Source organism: Desulfitobacterium chlororespirans DSM 11544 (assembly GCF_900143285.1).
Lineage (GTDB): Bacteria > Bacillota > Desulfitobacteriia > Desulfitobacteriales > Desulfitobacteriaceae > Desulfitobacterium > Desulfitobacterium chlororespirans.
On sequence record NZ_FRDN01000017.1, the window covers coordinates 91,702 to 112,540 of the forward strand.

Here is a 20,839-nt window from a genome sequence, read left to right on the forward strand (position 1 = left end):
AGAGATTGAGTGATTTATGGCGAAGGATTTAACGATAATGAATTCTGATGAGGAAAATAAGGAGTTAAATAAGGCAGAATGCTTCAGGATGGATGGACTTATTAAGTTAATCCTGGCGATTCTGCTGATGGTTATGCCCTTTTGGTTCCAAAGCTCGTTAAGCTTTGGCCTTTTAAGTGCTTATTTAATCATGGTTGCCTGGATGTTTAAGATTAATTTGCGAACCTTAATGATCAGCGGAGCCTCCTTTGGGATTATCGTACTCATTCCCTATTTTTTTGGCCTGATGATGAATGCTGTCTTTTTCCACTTTTCCCAGAACCCAATGTTTGCTTTCCAAGGATTTGGAGCGGTTTTTCTAAGGCTTTTCAAGATTTTTGTGATTTGGTATATCAGCATCCTGTATTTTCATACCACCCCAATGAGGACTTTTATAGGAATGCTGGATAAGTTTTTCCTGCCGTTAAAAAAGCTGGGGCTGCCGGTTCAAGACTATTTGAAAGTCATCATGTGTATCGTAGCCCAGTTGAAAGATACAGGCTCTGAAGTGAAAAAGAGCCTGGGGGATAAGATGCGTACGGTGGTTGGAGAAGGAAAGCGTAAGTTTAAAATTAATGTAAAAGGGATTTCCCAGGTTATCGTCAATCTTATCGTTGATTCCTTCGATAAAATTGATAAGATTCAGGAGTATGTGGACAAAGTAAGCCCTGAAGAGTTGTATCATTATCGCTTTAAGTTTTCGCTGAAGGATGGGGGAGCTTTGGCCAGCTTCCTGGTGTTGGCAGTGATGATTTGGCTGATAGAAAACGGCATAATACTATAGAGCTGTGAAAGCTTGAAAAACAATTAAAAAGTAATTGAAAAACAGTGGGTAAGGGTCCCCAAGGGATTCCGGCCCGCTGTTTTTCATTGTTTCCTGACGGCTGATGTTTCAGATAATTGTTTATCTAATAATTATTTAAAAGAGTTCGGAATTTATGTATTGACAGCAAAACCTCTTTTTGATAAAGTCTACTTGAGAAAAGCTTGTTATGACAAATATTGCAATTACATATGTTGTCGATACATCTATTGCGAGTGCATCTATTGAATGTGCAAGCTTGTGGTAATCTTCATTTTCTCCACAAGAGCTTTCTCAGAATTGTTTCATAGAGACTAAGGGAAGGAGGACAGGGAGAGGGGCTGTTCTAAATAACTTAATTCTTTATTGAAAAGTGTATAAAGGTAGTTTCACAAGGAGGAGGAAGGAAATGAAAAAGATTAAATCATTAGCGTTAGTTATTGCCTTAGGGACTGTTCTTGTTTTAAGTGGGTGCTCAGGTGGTCAAACCACACCGGCTACTGCGGTTAAAGATCCGGCTCCTGCACAAGAGGCAAAGTATAAAGATGGCATTTATTTTGCACAATCCGACTTTGATGGCGGTTGGAAATATACCGCCACCATCGAAGTGAAAGATGGTAAAATTGTTACCGCCGACTGGAATGGTGCCAATGAAAAAGGTGGACCTGATAAGGATACATTCTCGGCATCCGGTCAATACGGTCTGGTAGCCAAAGGAAAAGCTCAGGCTGAGTGGCATGAGCAAGCTCAAAAAGCTGAGGCTTATCTGATTGAAACCCAAGATCCGACTAAGATTACCTATAAAGATAATGAAGGGCACACGGATGATATAGCCGGTGTATCCATTCATGTCAATGAGTTTTTTGATTTAGCCAAGCAAGCTCTGGATGCCGGCCCTGTAGGCAAAGGTAAATATCAAGATGGCGCATACTATGCCGAGACTCCTATGTATGGTAAAGATGGTTGGAAATATTTCGCTAGCCTGACGGTTATCAACGGCAACATCGTGGCTGCTGATTGGAACGGCTTAAACGTTAAAGGCGGCAAAGATAAGGATACATTATCTGCTGACGGAGAATATGGTCTGGTAGAAAAAGGTAAGGCTCAGGCAGAATGGCATGAGCAAGCTAAAAAAGCTGAAGCTTATCTCTTAAAAACCCAGGATCCTACCAAGATCACCTATAAAGATGATGCCGGTCATACCGACGATATCGCCGGTGTATCCATTCATGTTGTTGAGTTCTTTGATCTGGCTAAAGCTGCTTTAGACAAAGGACCCATTGCCCAAGGTTCTTATAAAGACGGCATCTACTATGCTGCCGAAGAAGCTTTCAAAGGCGGCTGGAAGTATATGACCAGCATCGTCGTTAAAAACGGAGCCATCGTCGGTGTTGATTGGAATGGTATCCCCGAAGATGCTACCAAGCCGAATAAAGACGTTCAATCCACTAGCGGCGATTACAAACTCGCTCCTGGAAACCAAGGTGAATGGGCTGTGCAAGCTCAAAAAGCCGAAGAGTATCTCTTAAAGACCCAAGATCCGACCAAGATCAACTATAAGGATGATGCCGGTCATTCCGATGATATCGCTGGAGTATCCGTAACAGTTGGTGAGTTCTTCAAACTGGCTCAAAAGGCCCTCGAAGGTGCCAAATAATAGGGTTTAGGCAAGAATACTAATACCATGAAGAAGCGGTTTCGGCTGCTTCTTCATTTCTTTCTTCTATAAAATAATACTGTTTCATACTATAATAAAGCTTGGGACAAGATGATTACTCGCCAAGATGGAGGTTTTCTTCTACTATGCAAAATCTAAGACCGTCATCCTTCAAATCTCGGTTGCTTGTGATGTTAATTTGTGTATGTTTAAGCTTTTCCCTGGTGGGATGCTTGTCTGCAGAGACCAAGGTGAAAGAATTTGAACCTGTCGTCGAAACAACTTTTTTGATGGGGACAGTGGCCAAGATTACCATCTACGATGAGATAAAAGATAAGGAGATCTTTCAGAGGGTTTTTGATCGTCTCACCGATATTGAGCAAAGAATGACGATTAATGATGACTATCCGAATAGTGAGATAATCCACTTGAATAAAGTTTCCGGCAAGGAGTTTGTGAAAATAAACCCCGATACATTTTTTGTTTTAGAGAAAGCGAAATATTTCGCTGAGCTTTCTCAAGGAAAATTCGATATCACTATCGGTCCCATTGTCAAGCTTTGGAATATCGGCTCGGATAATGCCCGGGTTCCTGGTATTGATGAAATAAATGAGAAATTGCCCTTGGTGGATTATCATGATCTTATTCTCGATAAAGACAATTCCAGTGCTAAGCTGAACCAAGAGGGTATGGTGGTGGATTTAGGAGCTATCGCCAAAGGGTATGCTGCCGATGAGGCGGTAAAGATCCTCAAAGAGGCTGGGATCGAGCATGCTATTGTTAATCTTGGCGGCAATATTGTGGCGATGAATACTAAACCCGATGGCTCCCTTTGGCGGCTTGGCTTGCAGGATCCTTATGAAATCAGGGGTAAATCCATGGGCGTGGTTCTGCTCAATGACCAGACCTTGGTCTCATCCGGGACCTATGAACGGTACTTCGAAGAAGATGGCAAAGTATATCATCACCTGATTGATCCGGACACAGGCTATCCTGGCGAAAATGGGTTGATCAGTGTTTCCATCATTACGAAAGAATCTGTGAATGCCGATGGCTTATCCACCGGGACCTTCCTGCTCGGCCTTGAGGAAGGGATGAAAATGATTGAAAAGATTCCTGACACGGAAGCGATATTCGTCACCGCCGATAAAAAGGTATATGTAACGTCAGGCATCAACAGCTCCAACTTTGAAATCACCAACCCTGATTATCATCTGCAGACGACACCTTCCCCAGAGGCCAAATAGGTGGTTGATTTCCTATCGTTCAGTCATGAAGTTGTTTAGTCATAAAGAATCAAATGACAACAAGAGGGCATCTCAATAATTGGAGAGCCCTCTTGTTCTTTAAAGGAAGTCTGACTGTATGGAACTATTGGTGTTTGATCTATAGAACTATTGATGTTTGATCGTTTGGGTATCTGGGTCGATTATGTCTTCGTCGGCGCAGCAGGGGTAGGGGTTGAGTCCTTTTTTGTAATCATCCAAGGCCTGATTGGGATCAAAGCCCTGGACAGAGTAAGTGGTATAGCCGCCGGTAAGATTTAAGACCCGATAGCCCCTTGGGGTAAGAATCCGCTCGGCAAAGTAGCCTCTTAACCCCACTTCGCAGTAGACAACAATAAGCTTTGCGGGGTCCAGTTCCTGGAGACGTTGGCGAAGATCATCCACGGGAATATTTATAGCTCCTTCCACATGACCCTTGGCAAATTCAATTTTAGTCCGGACATCAACAAAGATATACTCCTCCTCGATCTTGTTCAGATCATCCCATACCAGCATATGAGCTTGGCCGGTTAAGACATTCTGAGCCACATACCCGGCCATATTCACAGGGTCTTTGGCTGAGGAGAAGGGCGGTGCATAGGCCAACTCCAGCTCGGTCAGGTCCTCGACGGTACCCCCAAGACGGATGACTGTGGCGATAACATCAATGCGCTTATCGACGCCATCCCTGCCGATGCCCTGGGCACCGAAAATCCTCCCATCGGCACCGAAGATGAGCTTCAGGGTCAGCGGATAAGCGTTGGGATAATAGGAAGCATGAGAAACAGGATGAATATGGATGACATGATAAGGCAGATTTGCCCGTTGCAGTGTTCTCTCATTAGCACCGGTACTGGCGGCAGTGAGTTCAAAAATCTTGATGATGGAAGTTCCCTGGGTGCCCTTGTAGGTTGAATTTAAGCCGGCGATGTTATCTGCTGCAATGCGGCCTTGCTTGTTGGCCGGGCCGGCCAGAGGAATGGCCGTTTTCGTCTTGGTTATATAGTCCAGAACCTCCACAGCATCTCCTGCAGCATAGACATGGGGAAGATTCGTTTCCATATGTTCATTAACGATCAGATGACCTTTGGGCCCCAGCTCTAAACCGCTTTCTTTGAGGAATCCTGTATCAGGGATGACGCCGATGGCCAAGATGATCAGATCTCCCTGGAGCTTCGTATTGCTGGCCAGAGTCACTTCAACCTGGTTATCCAGATCTTGAAAAGACTTCACGCCATCGTTCAAGATAAGGCGAATTCCGTTGGCCACCAGTTTTTTCTCGGCAAGAACCACCATATCTGTATCAAAGGGGGCGAGGATATGGGGAGCGGCTTCGACAAGAGTTACATTCAATCCCCGTTCCCTGAGGTTTTCAGCCATTTCAACTCCTACAAAACCACCGCCAATGATAATGGCGCTCTGCACGCCTTTCTGATCCACCAGGCCTTTGATAGCATCCGTATCGGGGATATTGCGGAGAGTGAGGATATTTTTGCTGTCGATGCCGGGAATATTAGGCCACAAAGCCTTAGCGCCGGGGGAAAGAATGATGGCATCGTAACTCTCTTCATAGGTTCCTCTGGACTGACTTTTGACGAGAACTTTCTTGTTATCGGCATCGAGCTGGATGACTTCACTGCGAATCCGCACATCAATGTTAAAGCGGGCCTGCATATCTTCCGGGGTCTGAACCATTAATCGCTCCCGTTTCGTAATCGCTCCACCGATATAGTAGGGTAATCCGCAATTGGCAAAAGATATGTAGTCATCACGTTCAAAGAGGATGATTTCCGCATCTTCATCCAGACGTCTTAGCCGCGCCGCTGCAGAGGCTCCTCCGGCCACTCCGCCGACAATAAGTACCTTTTTCTTCATGTTGGCCAACCCTTTCTTTCACACTTCTTGAAGGACATCGCTGACAAGTTGGGTGATTCTTCTGTTCTTTATTTTGTAATAGATTTCCAGACCATTTCTGCGGTATTCCACGATGCCGGCGGAACGCAATTTCTGTAAATGCTGGGATATGGTGGACTGAGGAGTATTGAGACAAGTATGCATGGTGGTTACATTGCACTCCTCCATTTCCAGCAACCTGCTCACAATACAAAGTCTTACCGGATGAGCTAAAACTTTAAGCAATTCAGCGACCTCATTGTATTTTGCGTAACCATGATCCAAAGAGATACCGCCCTTCTGTATGCTAAGACTTTTTTTAATTTTGTAGTATCATTATATTCATATAATACGATATAATGAAAGCAAGTCATTGTCAATTGCTTTTTGGAGCGTTGTTTTCCCGCATTCCTATTGATCTGGTCTAAATAGAAAAGGAAATCCTTGCTCAGTGTCGAAATAGGCAACAGCAAGTGCAAGTAAATTGAGGAGGGTGATAAATGGGAGGTAAAACTAAAGGTATCGTTGAGGAATTAATCGAAACCTTCAGCTTTGCTCAAGAGTTATCCTATAAGCAGATTGAGGCCTTGGTGGAACATTCAACTATTCAAGAAGTCCCTGCCGGTACCATCATTGCGGAAAAGGGTTCCTATTGCCACGGCTTGGCTTTACTTTTATCCGGAGAGCTGAGGGTGGCTATGAATTCGGAGGACGGGCGGGAAGTAACCATTTATCATATCTTTAAGGGCCGGATTTGTCCTCTGTCGGCGGCCTGTGTGTTAGGAGATTTTAAAGGCAACACGGTCACAGTTACAGCTGAGACTGATGTTAAGGTCGTTTGGGTATCCCGCAGGTTTTTCGCACGGTCTTTTGCCGAATCGGAACCCTTTTATCGGTTTGTGATCAACGATATATCCAATCGGCTTTTCGAGGCGACCGAGGTGGTGGACAGTATTGCCTTTGTGCCGGTAAGAAAACGGCTGGCTCAGCTCCTGTTCTCCAGCAGTAATAGTGGCCGCTCTCCCGTTTATATGACCCATGAGGGCTTTGCCCGGGAGCTGGGTACAGCACGGGAAGTTATTAGCCGGGAACTGAAAGGGTTTGAGCGGCTGGGTATTTTAACCTTATCACGGGGGCGCCTGGATATTAAGGAGCCTAAAGAATTAGAAAAGCTCATTCAATAGCAGCTGGCATAGTTTTAATAAAGCTTAGAAAAAGTGAAGGCAAGCATAGCATAGCTTGCTCTTCGCTTTTTTTGATCAGCTGCCAGGTGGCCTTGTCAATAAGCCTGTGGAAGGATGCTTTTCACATTTTCTTCACAAGTGTACTTTAGTCACAGATGAAGTAAAGGAAGTTATGTTAGGATAAGGATGAGAGTTGTGATAAATGTTACATAATCTGAGCAAAGGGCAGAGGGATGGACCAGTATAGAGCACAATCTGTATCTCAGCTGCTCTGTATCCCGGCAGAAAATGAACCAAGGCACTGCTCGTTTTATGAATGTGAACATTATCACAATTATCGAGACATTAAAAAGGAGGGGGAGCCAATGAAACATCGGATTCGATTCAAGACTCTGCTGGGAGTGTCGTTGCTTGCGTTTGCTTTGGCAGGATGTGCCAATACAAGTCCGGCGACTGTGGTTGGACCGGGCACTAGTGAAGCACCCTTGGTGGAGCAGTTTGAATCCGTCAGGCAAGTTGTGGATGAATTTCTTGCCGGGGATAAAGTCGCCGCCATGACGCCTGAGGAGCTTTATCAGATTGTCCGGGAGGGTAATGGTCATTACTTGTTAGTGGATATAAGAGCTAATCAGGATTTCGTCAGCAGCAATATCCCAGGTTCAGTCAGCATACCTTACGCTCAAACCTCTAGCCCGGAAAGGCTGGAGAGCTTGCCTAAAGACAAAACCATGGTGGTTATTGACTATAACGGCCATCTGGCGGCCCAAACGGCAGCCACCTGGAATCAATTGGGATATCAGACGGTACCGCTTCTCTATGGCATGCAAAGCTGGACACAAGAAGCATCACCTACCGGTTATGAGGCATTTCCTACCCAACCTCTCAATAACACCTTGGTTACAGACATGACAACAGTAACCCTTGCAGAGAATACCCTTCCGGAAATTAAGTACCCTGAGGGGAAAACCCAGGAGTATATCGCTCACACCACCAGAACCTATCTGGATCGGAATTATAAAGGAGTCATTACTGCGGAAGAACTTGACAGCGAGCTGCAGCAAGGGTCTGCAGACCACTATCTTTTGGTGGACATTCGTGAACCGAAGCATTACCAGCAGGGGCATCTTGAAGGAGCCGTCAATATTCCGCTGGGCCAATTGGCCGATTCGGATAAGGTTAAGAGCTACTCACCGGATCAACGGATTGTTTTGATCGGCTATGACGGTATGGATGCCAGCCAGGGGGCCCGGAGCCTGGTCACCTTGGGATATGATTGTGTGGCTCTGAAGTATGGAATGAGCTATTGGAGTGCTCAGGAGGCCGCCACGGGAGCGGTTCCGGTGCACAGCCTTGTTAAGGAATATTACCAATTAACTCCGTTGAACTATCTCCCACCGAGTACAGGTGCGGCAGGTTGTGGTTGATGAATTACGGACAAGGAGGGAAGGTTATGCAGCCAATATCACGTCGGTCGTTCTTAAAACTTGCTGCTGCGACCACGACAGCCGTTGCTCTGCCCCAAGCATTAAAGATGGATTTCCAAGCTTTTGCCGAAGAGGCTAAGCATGCAGAGGTCACACGGGTTCCATCCCTTTGCAATGGCTGTTCCAGCTACTGTGGAGTATGGGCTTATGTGAAAAACGGCAGGTTGTGGAAGATTGAAGGCAATGATATTCATATGAAATCCAGAGGCCATATCTGTGCGCGGGGGCATGGAATTGCTCAGAATGTGTATAACCCTGGACGGGTGACTCAGCCTATGAAGCGTGTGGATGACAAAAACAATTTCCAACCCATGACCTGGGAGGAGGCTTTCCAAGAGGTGGGGGCCAAGATGAAAGCCATCGTCGAAGAGCATGGCGGCGATAAAATGGTCTGGGCCTGCCATGGGGGTAAGGAGAGCTATGCCCAGCAATTCATGGATATCATTGGTTCTTCTACCTATATAACTCATTATGCTACCTGCTTTTCAGCAAAAACCAACATCTGGCAGAACATGGTGGGCGGTATGTTTAATCCGGACTTTGATCAAGCCAAAACCATGCTCTTTGCAGGAAGAAACTATGCCGGGGGAATTATTCCCGCCGCTATGAAACGGATCACGGAAGCCAAAGCCCAAGGGGCGAAAATCATCGTTGTGGATCCCCGCTTCTGTGAATTGGCGACTATCGCCGACGAATGGATTCCTATTCGGCCTGGGACAGACTTAGCTTTCTTTTTAGGAATCGCCCACACATTAATTACCGAAAAACTCTATGATCAGAGCTTTATGGAGCAATATGTTTATGGCTTTGACGAATTCTGGATGCATAATAAGGACTTCAACGCCGATCAGGCAGCCACGATCTGCGGTATCGCCGCCGATAAGATTCGTGAAGTGGCCAGAGAATTGGCCGGAAGTGCTCCCCAGGCCTTCCTGGATCCCGGCTATCACGGATTAGCCGCCCATTACCAGAACTCCAATGAGACCATGATGCTCAATATTATTATCAATGCTCTGCTGGGCAACTTCTGGAAAGCCGGCGGACTGTTTCCAGCCGCCAGCACAACCTTTGGCCATCCCGAAGCCACCTATTACGGACCTGTCGCCGCTAAAGGAATCCGCGCCGACGGAGCCGGTGAGGTAGGAGAATACCCCTTAGTGGAACCTTCCCGGGGGATTCCGCAAAGAATTCCCGACATGATTGAAAAAGGCAGAGCCAGAATGGTGTTCTTTTATTCCTACAATCCTTTGCGCTCAGCTCCTGAACCGGAATACCAAAAGAAGATTAAAAATGCGGATTTAGTGGTGAGCATTCCCTATGACTGGAATGAAACTTCTCTCTACGCCGCCCATTATATTTTGCCTGAGAACCACTATTTGGAACGGACGGAACATCCCAAGGTCATTAATGGCAATATCTATTGGCCGGCGACTCAAGTGGCTACCCGGTTTAAAGCTCTGGAGAGCACCACTTCAAGCCTTGACCTGTTGGATATTATGAAAGGCTTGACCAAGGCTTATGGAATCGAAAACCTCTACGGCTATACCGTGGAGGAAGAATTGGAAGTGGCTCTGGGCCCCATCGGAGTCAGTGTGGATGAACTGCGGGAAAAGGGCTGCATAGAGCTTATGCCCTCAGTACTGCCTAAAGAGAAAGGGCTAACCTTTGGCACCTTTACCGGAAAAATAGAATTCTCCATAGGAGCCTGGAGAAAGGAAGGCTATCTGGGCGTACCCACTTGGGTGCCTCCTTTAGTGGAGCCGGCGGGAGTCAACGAGTTTCGTTTGATTCATGGCAAGCAGCCCTGGCATTCCCACATCATGACCACCAATAACCCATATTTAATGGCCATTACCGAAGAGAAAAAGGGCACTTATATGTGGATAAACAGTTCCCGAGCCGGTGAGTTAGGTATCCAGGAGGGGGATTGGGTTACGGTGTCCAGTGACATAACCTCCAAACAGGTACAGGCCCATATAACGGAAGGCCTTCATCCCGAATGTGTTTGGCTGCCCTCAACCTATGGAACGTTCTCTGAAAAACTGGAACTTGGCTACGGCCAAGGTGTGAATTATAACGATTTTATTCCTGCCCGAATCGATAAGAAGACAGGTCATGTCATGGGGCAGGAATGCATCGTAACCATTACAAAGGGGGGGAAATGATGGCTGACTATGTAATGTTCATTGACCCCAACCGATGCACAGGCTGCAATGCGTGCCGAATCGCCTGCCAGACCCAGTGGGGGTTAGCGCCGACCATGAATTTTAACAGCCTTATCGAACAGGAGACAGGGAAATATCCCAAGGTGCAGCGGCTGATTACTCCCGTTCAATGTCAGCATTGCGACGACGCTCCTTGTCAAACGGTTTGCCCAACAGGAGCGACCTATAAGAGAGAAGATGGAATTGTTCTAATCGATGCCCAAAAGTGCATTGGCTGTAAATATTGTATGGTGGCCTGCCCTTATAATGCCCGGGTCATCAATGAGCACGGAGTGCCGGAGAAATGCCGCTTTTGTGCCGAGTATGTGGTCAATGGGGGAACACCGGCCTGCGTATCCACTTGTATGAATGATGTGCGCGTTTTTGGTGATTTGGATGATCCCAGCAGCCCCCTTCATGAACTGCTTAAGAACCAAGACCTTATCCAGCTTCGGGCTGATCTCCATACCAAGCCGAGAATCTACTATGCCAAGAGTAAACGTATTTAAGGAGGTGAGCCCATGGAAAAAAGAAAGTATCGGCGAAGTATTTGGACCTATGTGTCTCTTCTTTTGTTGGCCTTTGCCGTGGCGGGATCCATCAATAAGTACCTGATCAGCGGGGAACATGCCTTTGGCGTCAGCCCGGACGTTCCCTGGGGAGCCTTGATTTCCGGCTATGTCTTCTTTGCCGTGGCTGCTACCGGGACAGGGCTGGTGGGTTCCTTAGGCCATGTCTTCCGCATCAGGAAATTCGAAGTTCTATCCAAGCGCGCTCTGCTGGCCTCCATACTCCTGCTGCTTGCTGCTTTCATCGTGCTGGCCGTGGAGCTGTCCAATCCCTTTAAGATGGTTTACCTCCTGCTTTCCCCTAATTTGTCCAGCCCAATTCTTTGGATGGGAGTCTTTTATGGGTTCTACCTGGTGCTGCTGTTCGGTGAGTTCTTTTTTACCATGAAAGACAATCACAAGGCCGCTACAGGGATTGCCTATGTGTCCTTGGTTGTTAAATTATCCGCCATCATCAATTTAGGCAGAGTGTTTGGTTTCACTACCACCCGCAGCTTTTGGGACGGGTATTATTATCCGGCGTATATGGTCGTCTCGGCGGTGGTCTCCGGTGCAGCCGTGCTCACCATCATTCATTATCTGTCCGGGAAAGAATCCCTGGGTTCCTCACAAAACGCTCAGGGAAAAGACCTTGCCCGCACACTTAGTCAGATCTTAGCCGGTGGGTTGCTTGTCTTTGCACTCTTCCAGGCCATCAAGGTAGGGACATCACTGGGCAGCGGCAACCAGGCAGTGGCTCAGGCCGCTCAAGCCTTGATATCCGGTCCAATGGCAGTACCTTTCTGGCTGATGGAAGTCTTGGTGGGAATTGTGGCTCCCTTGCTGATTCTCTATCGATCTAAATTCTCATCACCGGGGCTATCCTTCTGGGCCGGAATCCTGACCATGCTTGGCCTGCTCTTTTCCAGACTGGACTTTGTCTACGCCGGTCAAGTGGTGCCCTTGCAAATTACCGATGCAGCGGCCAAGGCTGTGCATGTGTTCAATGCTTATGCACCGACCTGGAGTGAATGGTCGCTAATTATGGGGGCTGTAGGCTTGATTATCCTGGTGTTCGATTATGCCGAAAGCAAACTTTCTCTGGATTCTCATTATTAAACGGGAATGAAGGTGTAACTATGAATAACACCTGTGCCTCCCGGCAGGCCTTACAGAATTTGCTGCAGCTTTTGGCAGAGTTTTTTGCCTTCCCTGATGAGGAGTTCTGTGCAGCGGTCCGCACGGGGCTTGTCGATCTGCAGGTAAAAGAACTAAGTCAAGGAGCAGGGTTACCCCGAGAAAGCGAATTTAAGAAGGATGCTCTGACCTATGGAGAGTGGGTGACTGCTTACAATCACTGCTTTTTAGGAGTCCAGAAGCCCTTTGCCCCTCCCATTGAATCGATCTACAAGCCCTGGACCGGGGATGAAAGCTTTCAGGTGTCCTTTAAAGCTCAAAAGGGGTATCTGATGGGGGATTCCGCACACCATGTTCAGCATATTCTTAAATCTTTTGGTCTGGAAATCCCACTTGAATACACGATGATGCCGGATCACCTGATCATCCTTTTGGAATTGCTGGCCTTTTTGGTGGGGGGAGGTTTTGAAAAAGAGGCTAAGCAGTTTTGCCGGGACCATTTTGACTGGCTGCCGGATTTGCATAGAGCTGTTGAAGCTCTTCCCGTCAATGGACGCCTTTTCATGGCGGCTCTTGCTGAATTAGAAGGCCTTCTCCAAGCTTTCCTGAGTCAGGATCAGAATCATGTACCTTTGCAGGAGATGATTGCGCCGGCCAAGTTTCTGAATTAAATTGGCTCATTACGAGTCAGTTTAAATAAAAAAAGGGGGAAAAAGAATGTTAAAACATCTAAAACAATCAAAAGCCTTAACACTGGTCATTTCTCTGCTGCTTGTTCTCAGTCTCGTTACCGGCTGCGGCTCTGCACCCGCATCCACTACACCTGCCCAACCGCCGGCAAGTCAGGAACCTGTTAAATCGGAAACCCCGGCGCAACCTGAACAACCGGCTGCAACTGCTCCTACCGTAGAGTCCAACACCTTAGGCTGGGATGATTGGTCAGCCAAAATGAAAGGGACCATTAACAAGGATTACTACATCGTAGACTTAAGAACTCCCGATGAAATCAAGCTGGAGAAAGCCTTGGAAGGCTCCATCAACATCGATGCCAATACCACCCTTGGCACCGGCAATACTGATGTTATCGACGAAAAACTGCAAGGTGTAGCTAAAGACGCCGTCGTCCTCGTCCATTGCAAATCCGGGGGAAGAGCAAAAAAGAATCTTCAAGCTTTCTTAGACAAAGGCTATGTCAATGCTTTTGCCCTTGACGGATGGACTGCCTTTGATGCCAAAGGCTACTTTGGTGCAGCGAAAATCACTGCCAGCTCCGAGCAGCTTAAGCCTGATGCCTGGGTAGCGAAAATGCAAGGAACGATTGGTAAAGACTATTATGTCCTCGATGCCCGTGACAAGAGTGAATATGATGCCGGCCATATTGAAGGCGCTTTGAATTTCGGTGTCAGAGATCAATTCACTGTGGATCATGCCGCCACCATCGCCAAAGTGAAGGAAGCCATTCCTAATAAAGATGCTTTAGTCCTGGTTCATTGCGCAGTAGGTGCCCGTGCGAAAGTAGCTCAGGCTCATCTGAAGGCTGAAGGCTATACTAATGTAATAATCCTCGACAATAAGATTACGATTGATGCCAGCGGCAACTATAAGTTTGAATAACTAACCTAAATAAAAATTATCATGGTGAAAATTATAATTTTGCCAGCGTTGCTCATGGGGATATCATTTTTATCATCCCTCTGGACGATGACGATGTAACATTTATGGCTTAAACAGGCCGCCGTTCAACTACGGCGGCCTGTTTCATGTAAGCTGAAAGGAAATCTCAAGGAAAGTCTTAAACAAGCTCCCCATCCTATGATATAATAATAAGTCGAATAGTGAGGTGGAGTGAGATGTATCGTTTAGAGGATTTGAACCCAGTTCAGCGCCAAGCGGTAGAGCATCGGGAGGGTCCCCTATTAATATTAGCAGGGGCAGGATCCGGGAAAACACGGGTTTTAACCTATCGTATAGCCCATTTAATCGCCCAAGGCATTGAGCCTTGGCACATTCTGGCCATTACCTTTACCAATAAAGCAGCTCAGGAAATGCGTGACCGGGTCTATAGCCTGGTGGGCAGTGAAGGGAGAGGGCTTTGGGTAGCGACCTTTCACTCTGCTTGTGTGCGGATTTTAAGAAGCGAGATCGGCTATTTGCCCGGATATTCGCGGAGTTTTGTCATCTATGATAGTGGGGATCAGCTGGCATTGATCAAATCCTGCATGAAGGAACTGAACCTGGATGAGAAAAAATTTGCACCCCGGGCAATCGAATCGGTGATCAGTGATGCCAAGAATAAGCTGCTGACACCGGAGGACTTTTCCCACCGAGCCAAGGATTATTTTGAGCAAAAGGCAGAACGGGTCTACGAACTGTATCAGAAGAAACTCCTGGCCAATAATGCGCTGGATTTTGATGACATCATCATGCTGACGGTCCGGCTGTTCCGGGAGAATCCTGAGGTATTGTCCCAGTATCAAGATAAATTCCGCTACATTCTTGTGGATGAGTATCAGGATACCAACCATGCCCAATACGCTTTGGTCAATCTCCTGGCTAAGAAATACCGCAACCTCTGTGTGGTAGGGGATGATGACCAATCCATCTACATGTTTCGTGGAGCCGATGTGCAGAATATCCTGGATTTTGAACGGGATTATCCCGAAGCCAAAACTTTGAAGCTGGAGCAGAATTACCGTTCAACCAAATCTATTCTGCAGGCCGCCAATTCAGTGGTTCAGAACAATACGGAGCGCAAAGAAAAATCCCTGTGGACGGAAAATGAGGACGGGCAGCCTATTGTCTATTACGTGGCGGACAATGAGCATGATGAAGCCCGTTATATGGGTGAGCGCATTCAACGTCTGCTCAATGTGGAAGGTCGCAAATTCAATGAGTTTGCCGTACTCTACCGCACCAATGCTCAATCCCGGGTCATTGAAGAACGCTTTATGAAGGAAGGAATCCCTTACCGGATTTTTTCGGGACTTAAGTTCTATGAACGGATGGAAATCAAGGATATTCTGGCTTATCTGCGCATCCTTCATAACCCGGCGGATCAAGTGAGCTTTTCCCGTGTTTTGAATGTTCCCAAGCGGGGCTTGGGAGAGAGCACTTTAGAAAAGATTCTCGACTATGCCAATGAACAGGAGATGCCTGTTCTGGATGCGATCATGGAGGCCGACTATATACCTGAGCTGCAGTCACGGGCCAAGAAGCCTTTGCTGGCTTTCGCCCACCTGATGCAAGAGCTTAGAGCCTTAGCCGCCGCGGAGAGCTCAGTAACCAAATTGGTTGAAGAAGTATTAAAACGGACCGGATATTGGGATAATCTGGTTAGTGATAAATCACCGGAAGCGGAAGCCCGGCTGGAAAACCTGCGCGAGTTCTTATCCGTGACCGCCGAATACGATGAAAAAGCGGATAACTACGAAACTGCGGTGATCCAGGAGGGGATTGAAGATGCCCTGGTTCCAGGACTGGCAGGTTTTTTGGAGCAAGTGTCTTTAGTAGCTCAGATCGACTCCTTGGATCAGGCAGATGATGCTGTGGTGATGATGACCATCCACAGTGCCAAAGGGCTGGAATTCCCGGTGGTTTTCCTGGGCGGGATGGAGGAAGGAATCTTCCCCAGCAGCCGCTCCATGCTTGATCCGGTGCTTTTGGCGGAAGAGCGGAGACTTTGCTACGTGGCCATAACCCGTGCCCGGGAGCGTCTCTATCTGGCCTATGCCCAGCAGCGGATGCTTTACGGAAGAACCCAATACAACCGCCCTTCCGAGTTCTTTCAGGAAATTCCCACCCATGTCCTGGTGGACCGGGACCCTATTGATCCCCCACCTACCCGGGCTCAGAAGCCCCATTCAGCTGCGGCAAGGCCGGCAACGACTCCATCAGGAGGCCCATCACCCTGGAGAACCGGGGAGCGAACCATTGGCAATCCCATACAGGATGCCCCTGGGGTGGACTATAAAGTGGGAGAAAAAGTGGAACATGCCAAATTTGGCAAAGGTGTGATTGTGGCTATCAAAGGCGAGGGGAGTTCGGCTGAACTTTCCGTGGTCTTTGGGGGCGAGATCAAGAAGCTTATGGCGGAATATGCCAGGCTTGTTAAACTTTGATTGGGAATGCTTGGTTTGATTGAGAACCCTTAGTCTGATATATTCATGTCGTTATGGGAAAGGACAGAACAACGTGTCAAAAAAAATCCATGTCGTAGGTCATAGAAACCCGGATACCGATTCTATTTGTGCAGCCATTGCCTATGCCCGCTTAAAACAGCGTCTGGGCATGGACCATGTTATCCCTTACCGGGCCGGAAAAATCAACCGTGAGACAGAATTCGTCTTAAATGCTTTCGGAGTAGAAGCTCCGGAGCTCTTAAAGGATCTTCATCTTCGCGTCAAGGATATGCTCAATGGTCCTATTCCCACGGTTAAACCAAGAACCTCTCTTCTGGAAGCCTGGAAGATTATGAAGGAGAGTAAACAAAAGACACTTCCTGTGGTGGATCATACCGAGCAAATGATCGGGATGATCACAGTAGGTGATTTATCCGGTTCTTATATTGAGAGCATGGCGGATCATGAGTTGGAATCCCTGCATATCCCGGTGGAAAACGTGATCAGAACACTGAACGGACGCTTATTGGTAGGCAGTGCCGAGCAGGATCTTAAAGGGAATGTCTATGTGGGAGCCATGCGCCATGAGACTCTGGAAGCTTATGTAGGCAATGGCAATATTGTCTTGATGGGAGATCGGCAGACCGCCCAGGAAAGCGTTCTCCGCCAAGGGGTATCGGCCTTGATTCTTACGGGCGGTGCGACCTTAGCGCCGGAGCTGGAAGACTTAGCCCATCAGCAGAATTGTGTGGTCATCTCCGTACCCTATGATACTTTTACGGCGGCCCGGCTGCTGCCCATGACCGCCCCGGTGCAAAATGCCATGAAGACAGAGGGCATCGTCTCTTTTAATGAAGATGATCTGATCTCCGAAGTCAAAGAGAAGATGTTGGAAACCCGTTTCCGCAATTATCCTGTCTTGGATGAGCAAGGCAAGGTCGTCGGCTTGATCAGCCGCTATCATCTTCTGAGCCTGAGCCGGAAACAAGTGATTCTCGTGGATCACAATGAATTTGGCCAAGCCGTTGTGGGGACGGATCAAGCCCAGATTCTTGAGGTGGTCGATCACCATCGGGTAGGAGGAATCCAAACCGGAGAACCGATTCTCTTCCGCAATGAGCCTGTGGGCTCCACCTGCACCATCGTGGCCAAATGCTATCGGGATTGGGATGTTGTTCCAGAAAAAGCTATAGCGGGAATCATGCTGGGAGCTATTTTGTCAGATACTGTAATTTTTAAATCTCCCACTTGCACCGAGATCGATAGAGAGAATGCTACTTACCTGGCCAGCATCGCCGGAGTAGATCCCAAGGAATTTGGAGTGCAAATGTTCAAGGCGGCTTCCAATCTTGGGGAGCGGCAAGTGGATGAGTTGATCGAAGAAGATCTCAAAGAATTTACGATGGGAGAGCTCCGGGTTGGCATCGGTCAATTCAGTGTCATGGGGCTGGAAGGTCTGGATCAATTGCGGGTCGAATTATCTCAAAGGCTGGAAGAGATTCGCGGTCAGCGGGCTATGAATTACCTGATGCTGATGGTGACCGACCTCTTGGAGGAAAACACGGAATTGTTCATCAGCGGCGCTAAGCCTGAAGAAATAGCCAAGGCTTTTGATAAACCTCTGGACAAGGAAAGCATCTTCCTCCCTGGGGTGCTGTCCCGGAAGAAGCAAGTGGTTCCCCCCTTGTCGAGATATTTTCTTCAATAAATAGCTCCCGGAGAATTGAGTTCCCTTAACGGGTTAGACTATAGATGGCGTTGTGAGGGTAACCCGCAGCGCCTCTCCTGTACAATACAAAGCTGAATGCTTAAAAGGGCCGCAAGCTAATTCTCCAGGATTTTGCTTTACACCGGTCGCTCCATAAGCTGCGCGGACAAAACTAACGCTCAAAGCCCTCCGCTCCGTCGGGACGCCGCCCAAATCGCTCCTGCTCAATGGGCGGTTGGAAACGTCCTGTTTCCAACCCGACTCCGCTGCGTGCTTTTCGCGAAGTTTTGTTTCCGCTCGCTTAAATCCGCTCCCTATTGTAAAGCAAAATCCTTGGGCTGCTTTATGGGTCTAAGCGGGCGGGGCTTTGCCCCGACCTGGATATTTTTAGTCAATGCAAGGAGGGAATATATTTATGTCCGATGTGTCACAAAGAATCGAGGCCTTACGTGAACAAATCGAGGAAGCCAATTATCAATATTATGGCTTGGACCAGCCGACCTTAAGTGATGCAGAGTATGACGCACTTCTTCAGGAGTTGATTCGCCTGGAGAAAGAACACCCGGAATTCCTGACTCCCGATTCCCCGTCCCAACGGGTCGGCGGCTATATCGCCAAGGAATTCCCTAAAGTTCGTCATGCTGAAGCCCTCCTTAGTTTGGATAATGCTTTTGATGCCGGGGAACTTCTGGAGTTTGACCGCCGGGTCCGCGCTTTGGTTGCTGAAGTGGAGTATGTGGTGGAGCTTAAGATCGATGGCTTAACCGTTGCTTTAACTTATGAAGATGGTGCTCTGGTTCGCGGCGCTACTCGCGGCGACGGTGAAGTGGGTGAAGAAATTACAGCTAATCTGAAGACCATATCCGCTATTCCCTTGCGGCTGCGTAAGCAGGCCGCCCGCCTGGATGTGCGGGGAGAGGGTTATATGCCTAAGGGTTCCTTTTTGCGCCTGAATCAGGAACGGGAGGAGGCTGGACAGCCTCTCTTTGCCAACCCCCGAAATGCGGCGGCCGGTTCTTTGCGCCAGCTTGACTCCAAGATCACGGCCCAGCGCAAATTAGGGTATTTTGCTTATCAAGTCCTGACTCCTGAAGGGGGAGAGCTGGCTTCCCAGACTGCCGTATTGGATTATCTTAAGGAGCAGGGGTTCTCGGTTAACCCTGAATATAGGGTCTTTTCCGCCATTGAAGAGGTTATTGCTTATTGCGGGGAAATGGTGGAGAAACGCCATAACTATCCTTATGATATTGACGGACTGGTGATCAAGGTCAATGATATCGCTCAGCAGCGGGAACTGGGCTTTACAGCCAAAAGTCCTCGTTGGGCCATCGCTTATAAATTTCCTGCGGAGCAGGTGGAAACTGTTGTGGAGGACATTGTGATTCGGGTAGGGCGGACAGGAGTGCTGACTCCTACGGCCTATTTGACTCCGGTCTTTGTGGCCGGCTCCACAGTGGGCCGGGCTACTCTTCATAACCTGGATAATATCCGCACCAAGGATGTTCGCATCGGGGATCATGTTTTGATCCAAAAGGCTGGAGATGTCATCCCTGAAGTGGTGAAAACCCTGCCGGAGAAGCGGACAGGTGGGGAGCGGATCTTTGAGATGCCCGAGCTCTGTCCTGAGTGCCAAAGTCCGGTCATCCGGGAAGAAGGGGAAGCAGCCCACCGCTGTACAAGCATCACCTGTCCGGCCCGGCAGCGGGAAGCCATTATTCATTTTGTGTCCCGGAATGCCATGAATATTGATGGACTGGGACCGGCGGTTATTTATCAGCTTTTGGAAGCCGGACTGATTAAGGATGCCGCCGATCTTTATTCTTTGGAATATGATGCTCTGGTTCCATTAGAACGGCTGGGCAAAAAGTCTGCCGAGAATCTGCTCAAAGCCATCGAAGACAGCAAAGAACGGGGATTGGCTTCCCTCATCTTCGGTCTGGGAATTCGGCATGTGGGAGAAAAGGCCGGTAAGATCTTAGCCCAAAAATACGGAACCATGGAAGACCTGGAGAAAGCTCAGGTAGAGGAATTGCAGGAGATTCCGGATGTTGGTCCCGCTATGGCCCAAAGTATCGCTCAGTTCTTCCAGCAGGAAAGCACTCACCACTTCCTGAATAAACTGCGCCAGGCAGGAGTAGCGATGAGGGCGCAGCATTCTGCCAAGCCTCAGATTTTTGCGGGGAAAAGCATTGTGGTGACGGGATCTTTAGAGCGCTGGGATCGCCACTATGTAGAGACCATGATCGAAGAGTTCGGAGGCAAGGCTGCCAGCGGTGTCAGCAAGAAAACCGCCTTTGTGGTCGCCGGGGAGAAGGCCGGTTCCAAGCTGGTCAAGGCCAGAGAACTGGGGATCCCGGTTTTAAGCGAAGAGGAATTTGCTGAGCTGTTGCCCTAAAAACTTGATTTTTGTTCCAGAAAAATGTATATTTACCCATAAAATTGTTGTAATATACATTCTGAGGCTATAGTATTAAACTCTAACCGTTATTTTGTACAGGGGATGGTGAATGAAGTGAAAATCTCTCGCGAAGAAGTAGAACATGTGGCCTTTCTGGCCCGCTTGGCATTGACGGAAGAAGAATTGGTGACCAATACAGAACAGTTAAACTCCATTCTGGACTATGCCGCCATGCTGGAAAAGCTGAATACGGACGATATAAAACCCACAGCCCATGCAGTGCCCTTACATAATGTGCTGCGGGAAGATCAGGTTAAGCCCTCCATGGCCCGGGAAAAGGTGCTGGCTAATGCACCTGATGCCCAGGATGGTTTCTTTAAAGTACCGCGGATTGTTTAAGGT

Annotated in this window: 16 protein-coding genes and 1 pseudogene; 14 read left to right on the forward strand and 3 right to left on the reverse strand. The window is 48.0% G+C overall.

The annotated features are described in order from the left end of the window. The first annotated feature begins 16 nt into the window (after window positions 1–16). The 3 genes from BUA14_RS23560 to BUA14_RS23570 all read left to right on the forward strand — a co-directional run bounded on the left by BUA14_RS23560 (window position 17) and on the right by BUA14_RS23570 (window position 3,745). Window positions 17–823 carry an energy-coupling factor transporter transmembrane component T gene (locus tag BUA14_RS23560; RefSeq protein WP_072774812.1) on the forward strand — a complete coding sequence of 269 codons (807 nt, stop codon included), beginning with the start codon at window positions 17–19 and terminating at the stop codon, window positions 821–823. A 427-nt stretch (window positions 824–1,250) separates the two neighbouring features. Then, window positions 1,251–2,498, forward strand: a complete 1,248-nt coding sequence (locus BUA14_RS23565) for a hypothetical protein (RefSeq protein WP_072774813.1) — start codon at window positions 1,251–1,253, stop codon at window positions 2,496–2,498. Window positions 2,499–2,722: 224 nt separating this feature from the next. Beyond that, window positions 2,723–3,745, forward strand: coding sequence for an FAD:protein FMN transferase (locus BUA14_RS23570; protein ID WP_242954746.1), 1,023 nt, complete (start codon window positions 2,723–2,725; stop codon window positions 3,743–3,745). Window positions 3,746–3,892: 147 nt separating this feature from the next. On the opposite strand, the gene BUA14_RS23575 is transcribed toward BUA14_RS23570, so the two are convergent. Together BUA14_RS23575 and BUA14_RS23580 are read right to left on the reverse strand one after the other, a co-directional pair. Further along, the gene (locus BUA14_RS23575; protein ID WP_072774815.1) at window positions 3,893–5,638 is read right to left on the reverse strand and encodes an FAD-dependent oxidoreductase; all 1,746 of its coding nucleotides are present in this window, start codon (window positions 5,636–5,638) and stop codon (window positions 3,893–3,895) included. A gap of 18 nt (window positions 5,639–5,656) precedes the next feature. Then, a complete protein-coding gene (locus BUA14_RS23580; protein WP_072774816.1) occupies window positions 5,657–5,941 on the reverse strand; it encodes an ArsR/SmtB family transcription factor in 285 nt (94 codons plus the stop codon). Window positions 5,942–6,156: 215 nt separating this feature from the next. On the opposite strand from BUA14_RS23580, the gene BUA14_RS23585 reads away from it, so the two are divergent. The 9 genes from BUA14_RS23585 (at window position 6,157) to BUA14_RS23625 (ending at window position 18,039) form a co-directional block, all read left to right on the forward strand. Next, on the forward strand, window positions 6,157–6,840 hold the full coding sequence (locus BUA14_RS23585) for a Crp/Fnr family transcriptional regulator (RefSeq protein ID WP_072774817.1): 684 nt from the start codon (window positions 6,157–6,159) through the stop codon (window positions 6,838–6,840). A 365-nt stretch (window positions 6,841–7,205) separates the two neighbouring features. Further along, window positions 7,206–8,264 carry a rhodanese-like domain-containing protein gene (locus BUA14_RS23590; RefSeq protein ID WP_072774818.1) on the forward strand — a complete coding sequence of 353 codons (1,059 nt, stop codon included), beginning with the start codon at window positions 7,206–7,208 and terminating at the stop codon, window positions 8,262–8,264. 26 nt (window positions 8,265–8,290) lie between these two features. Beyond that, complete coding sequence (srrA, locus tag BUA14_RS23595) at window positions 8,291–10,489, forward strand: respiratory selenite reductase catalytic subunit SrrA (protein ID WP_072774819.1); 2,199 nt, start codon at window positions 8,291–8,293, stop codon at window positions 10,487–10,489. Then, the gene (locus BUA14_RS23600) at window positions 10,489–11,037 is read left to right on the forward strand and encodes a 4Fe-4S dicluster domain-containing protein (protein WP_072774820.1); all 549 of its coding nucleotides are present in this window, start codon (window positions 10,489–10,491) and stop codon (window positions 11,035–11,037) included. Before srrA ends, BUA14_RS23600 begins: the two co-directional genes overlap by 1 nt. 12 nt (window positions 11,038–11,049) lie before the next feature. Beyond that, window positions 11,050–12,195 (forward strand): NrfD/PsrC family molybdoenzyme membrane anchor subunit, encoded by a 1,146-nt coding sequence (gene nrfD / locus BUA14_RS23605; RefSeq protein WP_072774821.1) that lies wholly within the window; start codon window positions 11,050–11,052, stop codon window positions 12,193–12,195. 20 nt (window positions 12,196–12,215) lie between these two features. Beyond that, window positions 12,216–12,884: a TorD/DmsD family molecular chaperone gene (locus BUA14_RS23610; protein WP_072774822.1), complete on the forward strand. Its 669-nt coding sequence runs from the start codon at window positions 12,216–12,218 to the stop codon at window positions 12,882–12,884. Between the two features lie 46 nt (window positions 12,885–12,930). After that, a complete protein-coding gene (locus BUA14_RS23615) occupies window positions 12,931–13,827 on the forward strand; it encodes a rhodanese-like domain-containing protein (protein ID WP_072774823.1) in 897 nt (298 codons plus the stop codon). Between the two features lie 236 nt (window positions 13,828–14,063). Beyond that, window positions 14,064–16,331, forward strand: a complete 2,268-nt coding sequence (pcrA, locus tag BUA14_RS23620; protein WP_072774824.1) for a DNA helicase PcrA — start codon at window positions 14,064–14,066, stop codon at window positions 16,329–16,331. A gap of 73 nt (window positions 16,332–16,404) precedes the next feature. Then, window positions 16,405–18,039, forward strand: a complete 1,635-nt coding sequence (locus BUA14_RS23625; RefSeq protein ID WP_072774825.1) for a putative manganese-dependent inorganic diphosphatase — start codon at window positions 16,405–16,407, stop codon at window positions 18,037–18,039. A 33-nt stretch (window positions 18,040–18,072) separates the two neighbouring features. On the opposite strand, the pseudogene BUA14_RS28620 reads toward BUA14_RS23625, so the two are convergent. After that, window positions 18,073–18,295: pseudogene (locus tag BUA14_RS28620) on the reverse strand (hypothetical protein). Between the two features lie 159 nt (window positions 18,296–18,454). On the opposite strand from BUA14_RS28620, the gene ligA reads away from it, so the two are divergent. Next, window positions 18,455–20,434, forward strand: coding sequence for an NAD-dependent DNA ligase LigA (ligA, locus tag BUA14_RS23635; RefSeq protein WP_072774826.1), 1,980 nt, complete (start codon window positions 18,455–18,457; stop codon window positions 20,432–20,434). A gap of 117 nt (window positions 20,435–20,551) precedes the next feature. Beyond that, window positions 20,552–20,836 carry an Asp-tRNA(Asn)/Glu-tRNA(Gln) amidotransferase subunit GatC gene (gene gatC / locus BUA14_RS23640; protein ID WP_072774827.1) on the forward strand — a complete coding sequence of 95 codons (285 nt, stop codon included), beginning with the start codon at window positions 20,552–20,554 and terminating at the stop codon, window positions 20,834–20,836. Window positions 20,837–20,839: the final 3 nt, after the last annotated feature.

What these genes read in the sequence shown, in the direction of transcription:
- BUA14_RS23560 (WP_072774812.1), top strand. Translation starts at nt 17, where the DNA reads ATGGCGAAGGATTTAACGATAATGAATTCTGATGAGGAAAATAAGGAG.
- BUA14_RS23565 (WP_072774813.1), top strand. Translation starts at nt 1,251, where the DNA reads ATGAAAAAGATTAAATCATTAGCGTTAGTTATTGCCTTAGGGACTGTT.
- BUA14_RS23575 (WP_072774815.1), bottom strand. Translation starts at nt 5,638, where the DNA reads ATGAAGAAAAAGGTACTTATTGTCGGCGGAGTGGCCGGAGGAGCCTCT.
- BUA14_RS23585 (WP_072774817.1), top strand. Translation starts at nt 6,157, where the DNA reads ATGGGAGGTAAAACTAAAGGTATCGTTGAGGAATTAATCGAAACCTTC.
- BUA14_RS23590 (WP_072774818.1), top strand. Translation starts at nt 7,206, where the DNA reads ATGAAACATCGGATTCGATTCAAGACTCTGCTGGGAGTGTCGTTGCTT.
- srrA (WP_072774819.1), top strand. Translation starts at nt 8,291, where the DNA reads ATGCAGCCAATATCACGTCGGTCGTTCTTAAAACTTGCTGCTGCGACC.
- BUA14_RS23600 (WP_072774820.1), top strand. Translation starts at nt 10,489, where the DNA reads ATGGCTGACTATGTAATGTTCATTGACCCCAACCGATGCACAGGCTGC.
- nrfD (WP_072774821.1), top strand. Translation starts at nt 11,050, where the DNA reads ATGGAAAAAAGAAAGTATCGGCGAAGTATTTGGACCTATGTGTCTCTT.
- BUA14_RS23610 (WP_072774822.1), top strand. Translation starts at nt 12,216, where the DNA reads ATGAATAACACCTGTGCCTCCCGGCAGGCCTTACAGAATTTGCTGCAG.
- BUA14_RS23615 (WP_072774823.1), top strand. Translation starts at nt 12,931, where the DNA reads ATGTTAAAACATCTAAAACAATCAAAAGCCTTAACACTGGTCATTTCT.
- pcrA (WP_072774824.1), top strand. Translation starts at nt 14,064, where the DNA reads ATGTATCGTTTAGAGGATTTGAACCCAGTTCAGCGCCAAGCGGTAGAG.
- ligA (WP_072774826.1), top strand. Translation starts at nt 18,455, where the DNA reads ATGTCCGATGTGTCACAAAGAATCGAGGCCTTACGTGAACAAATCGAG.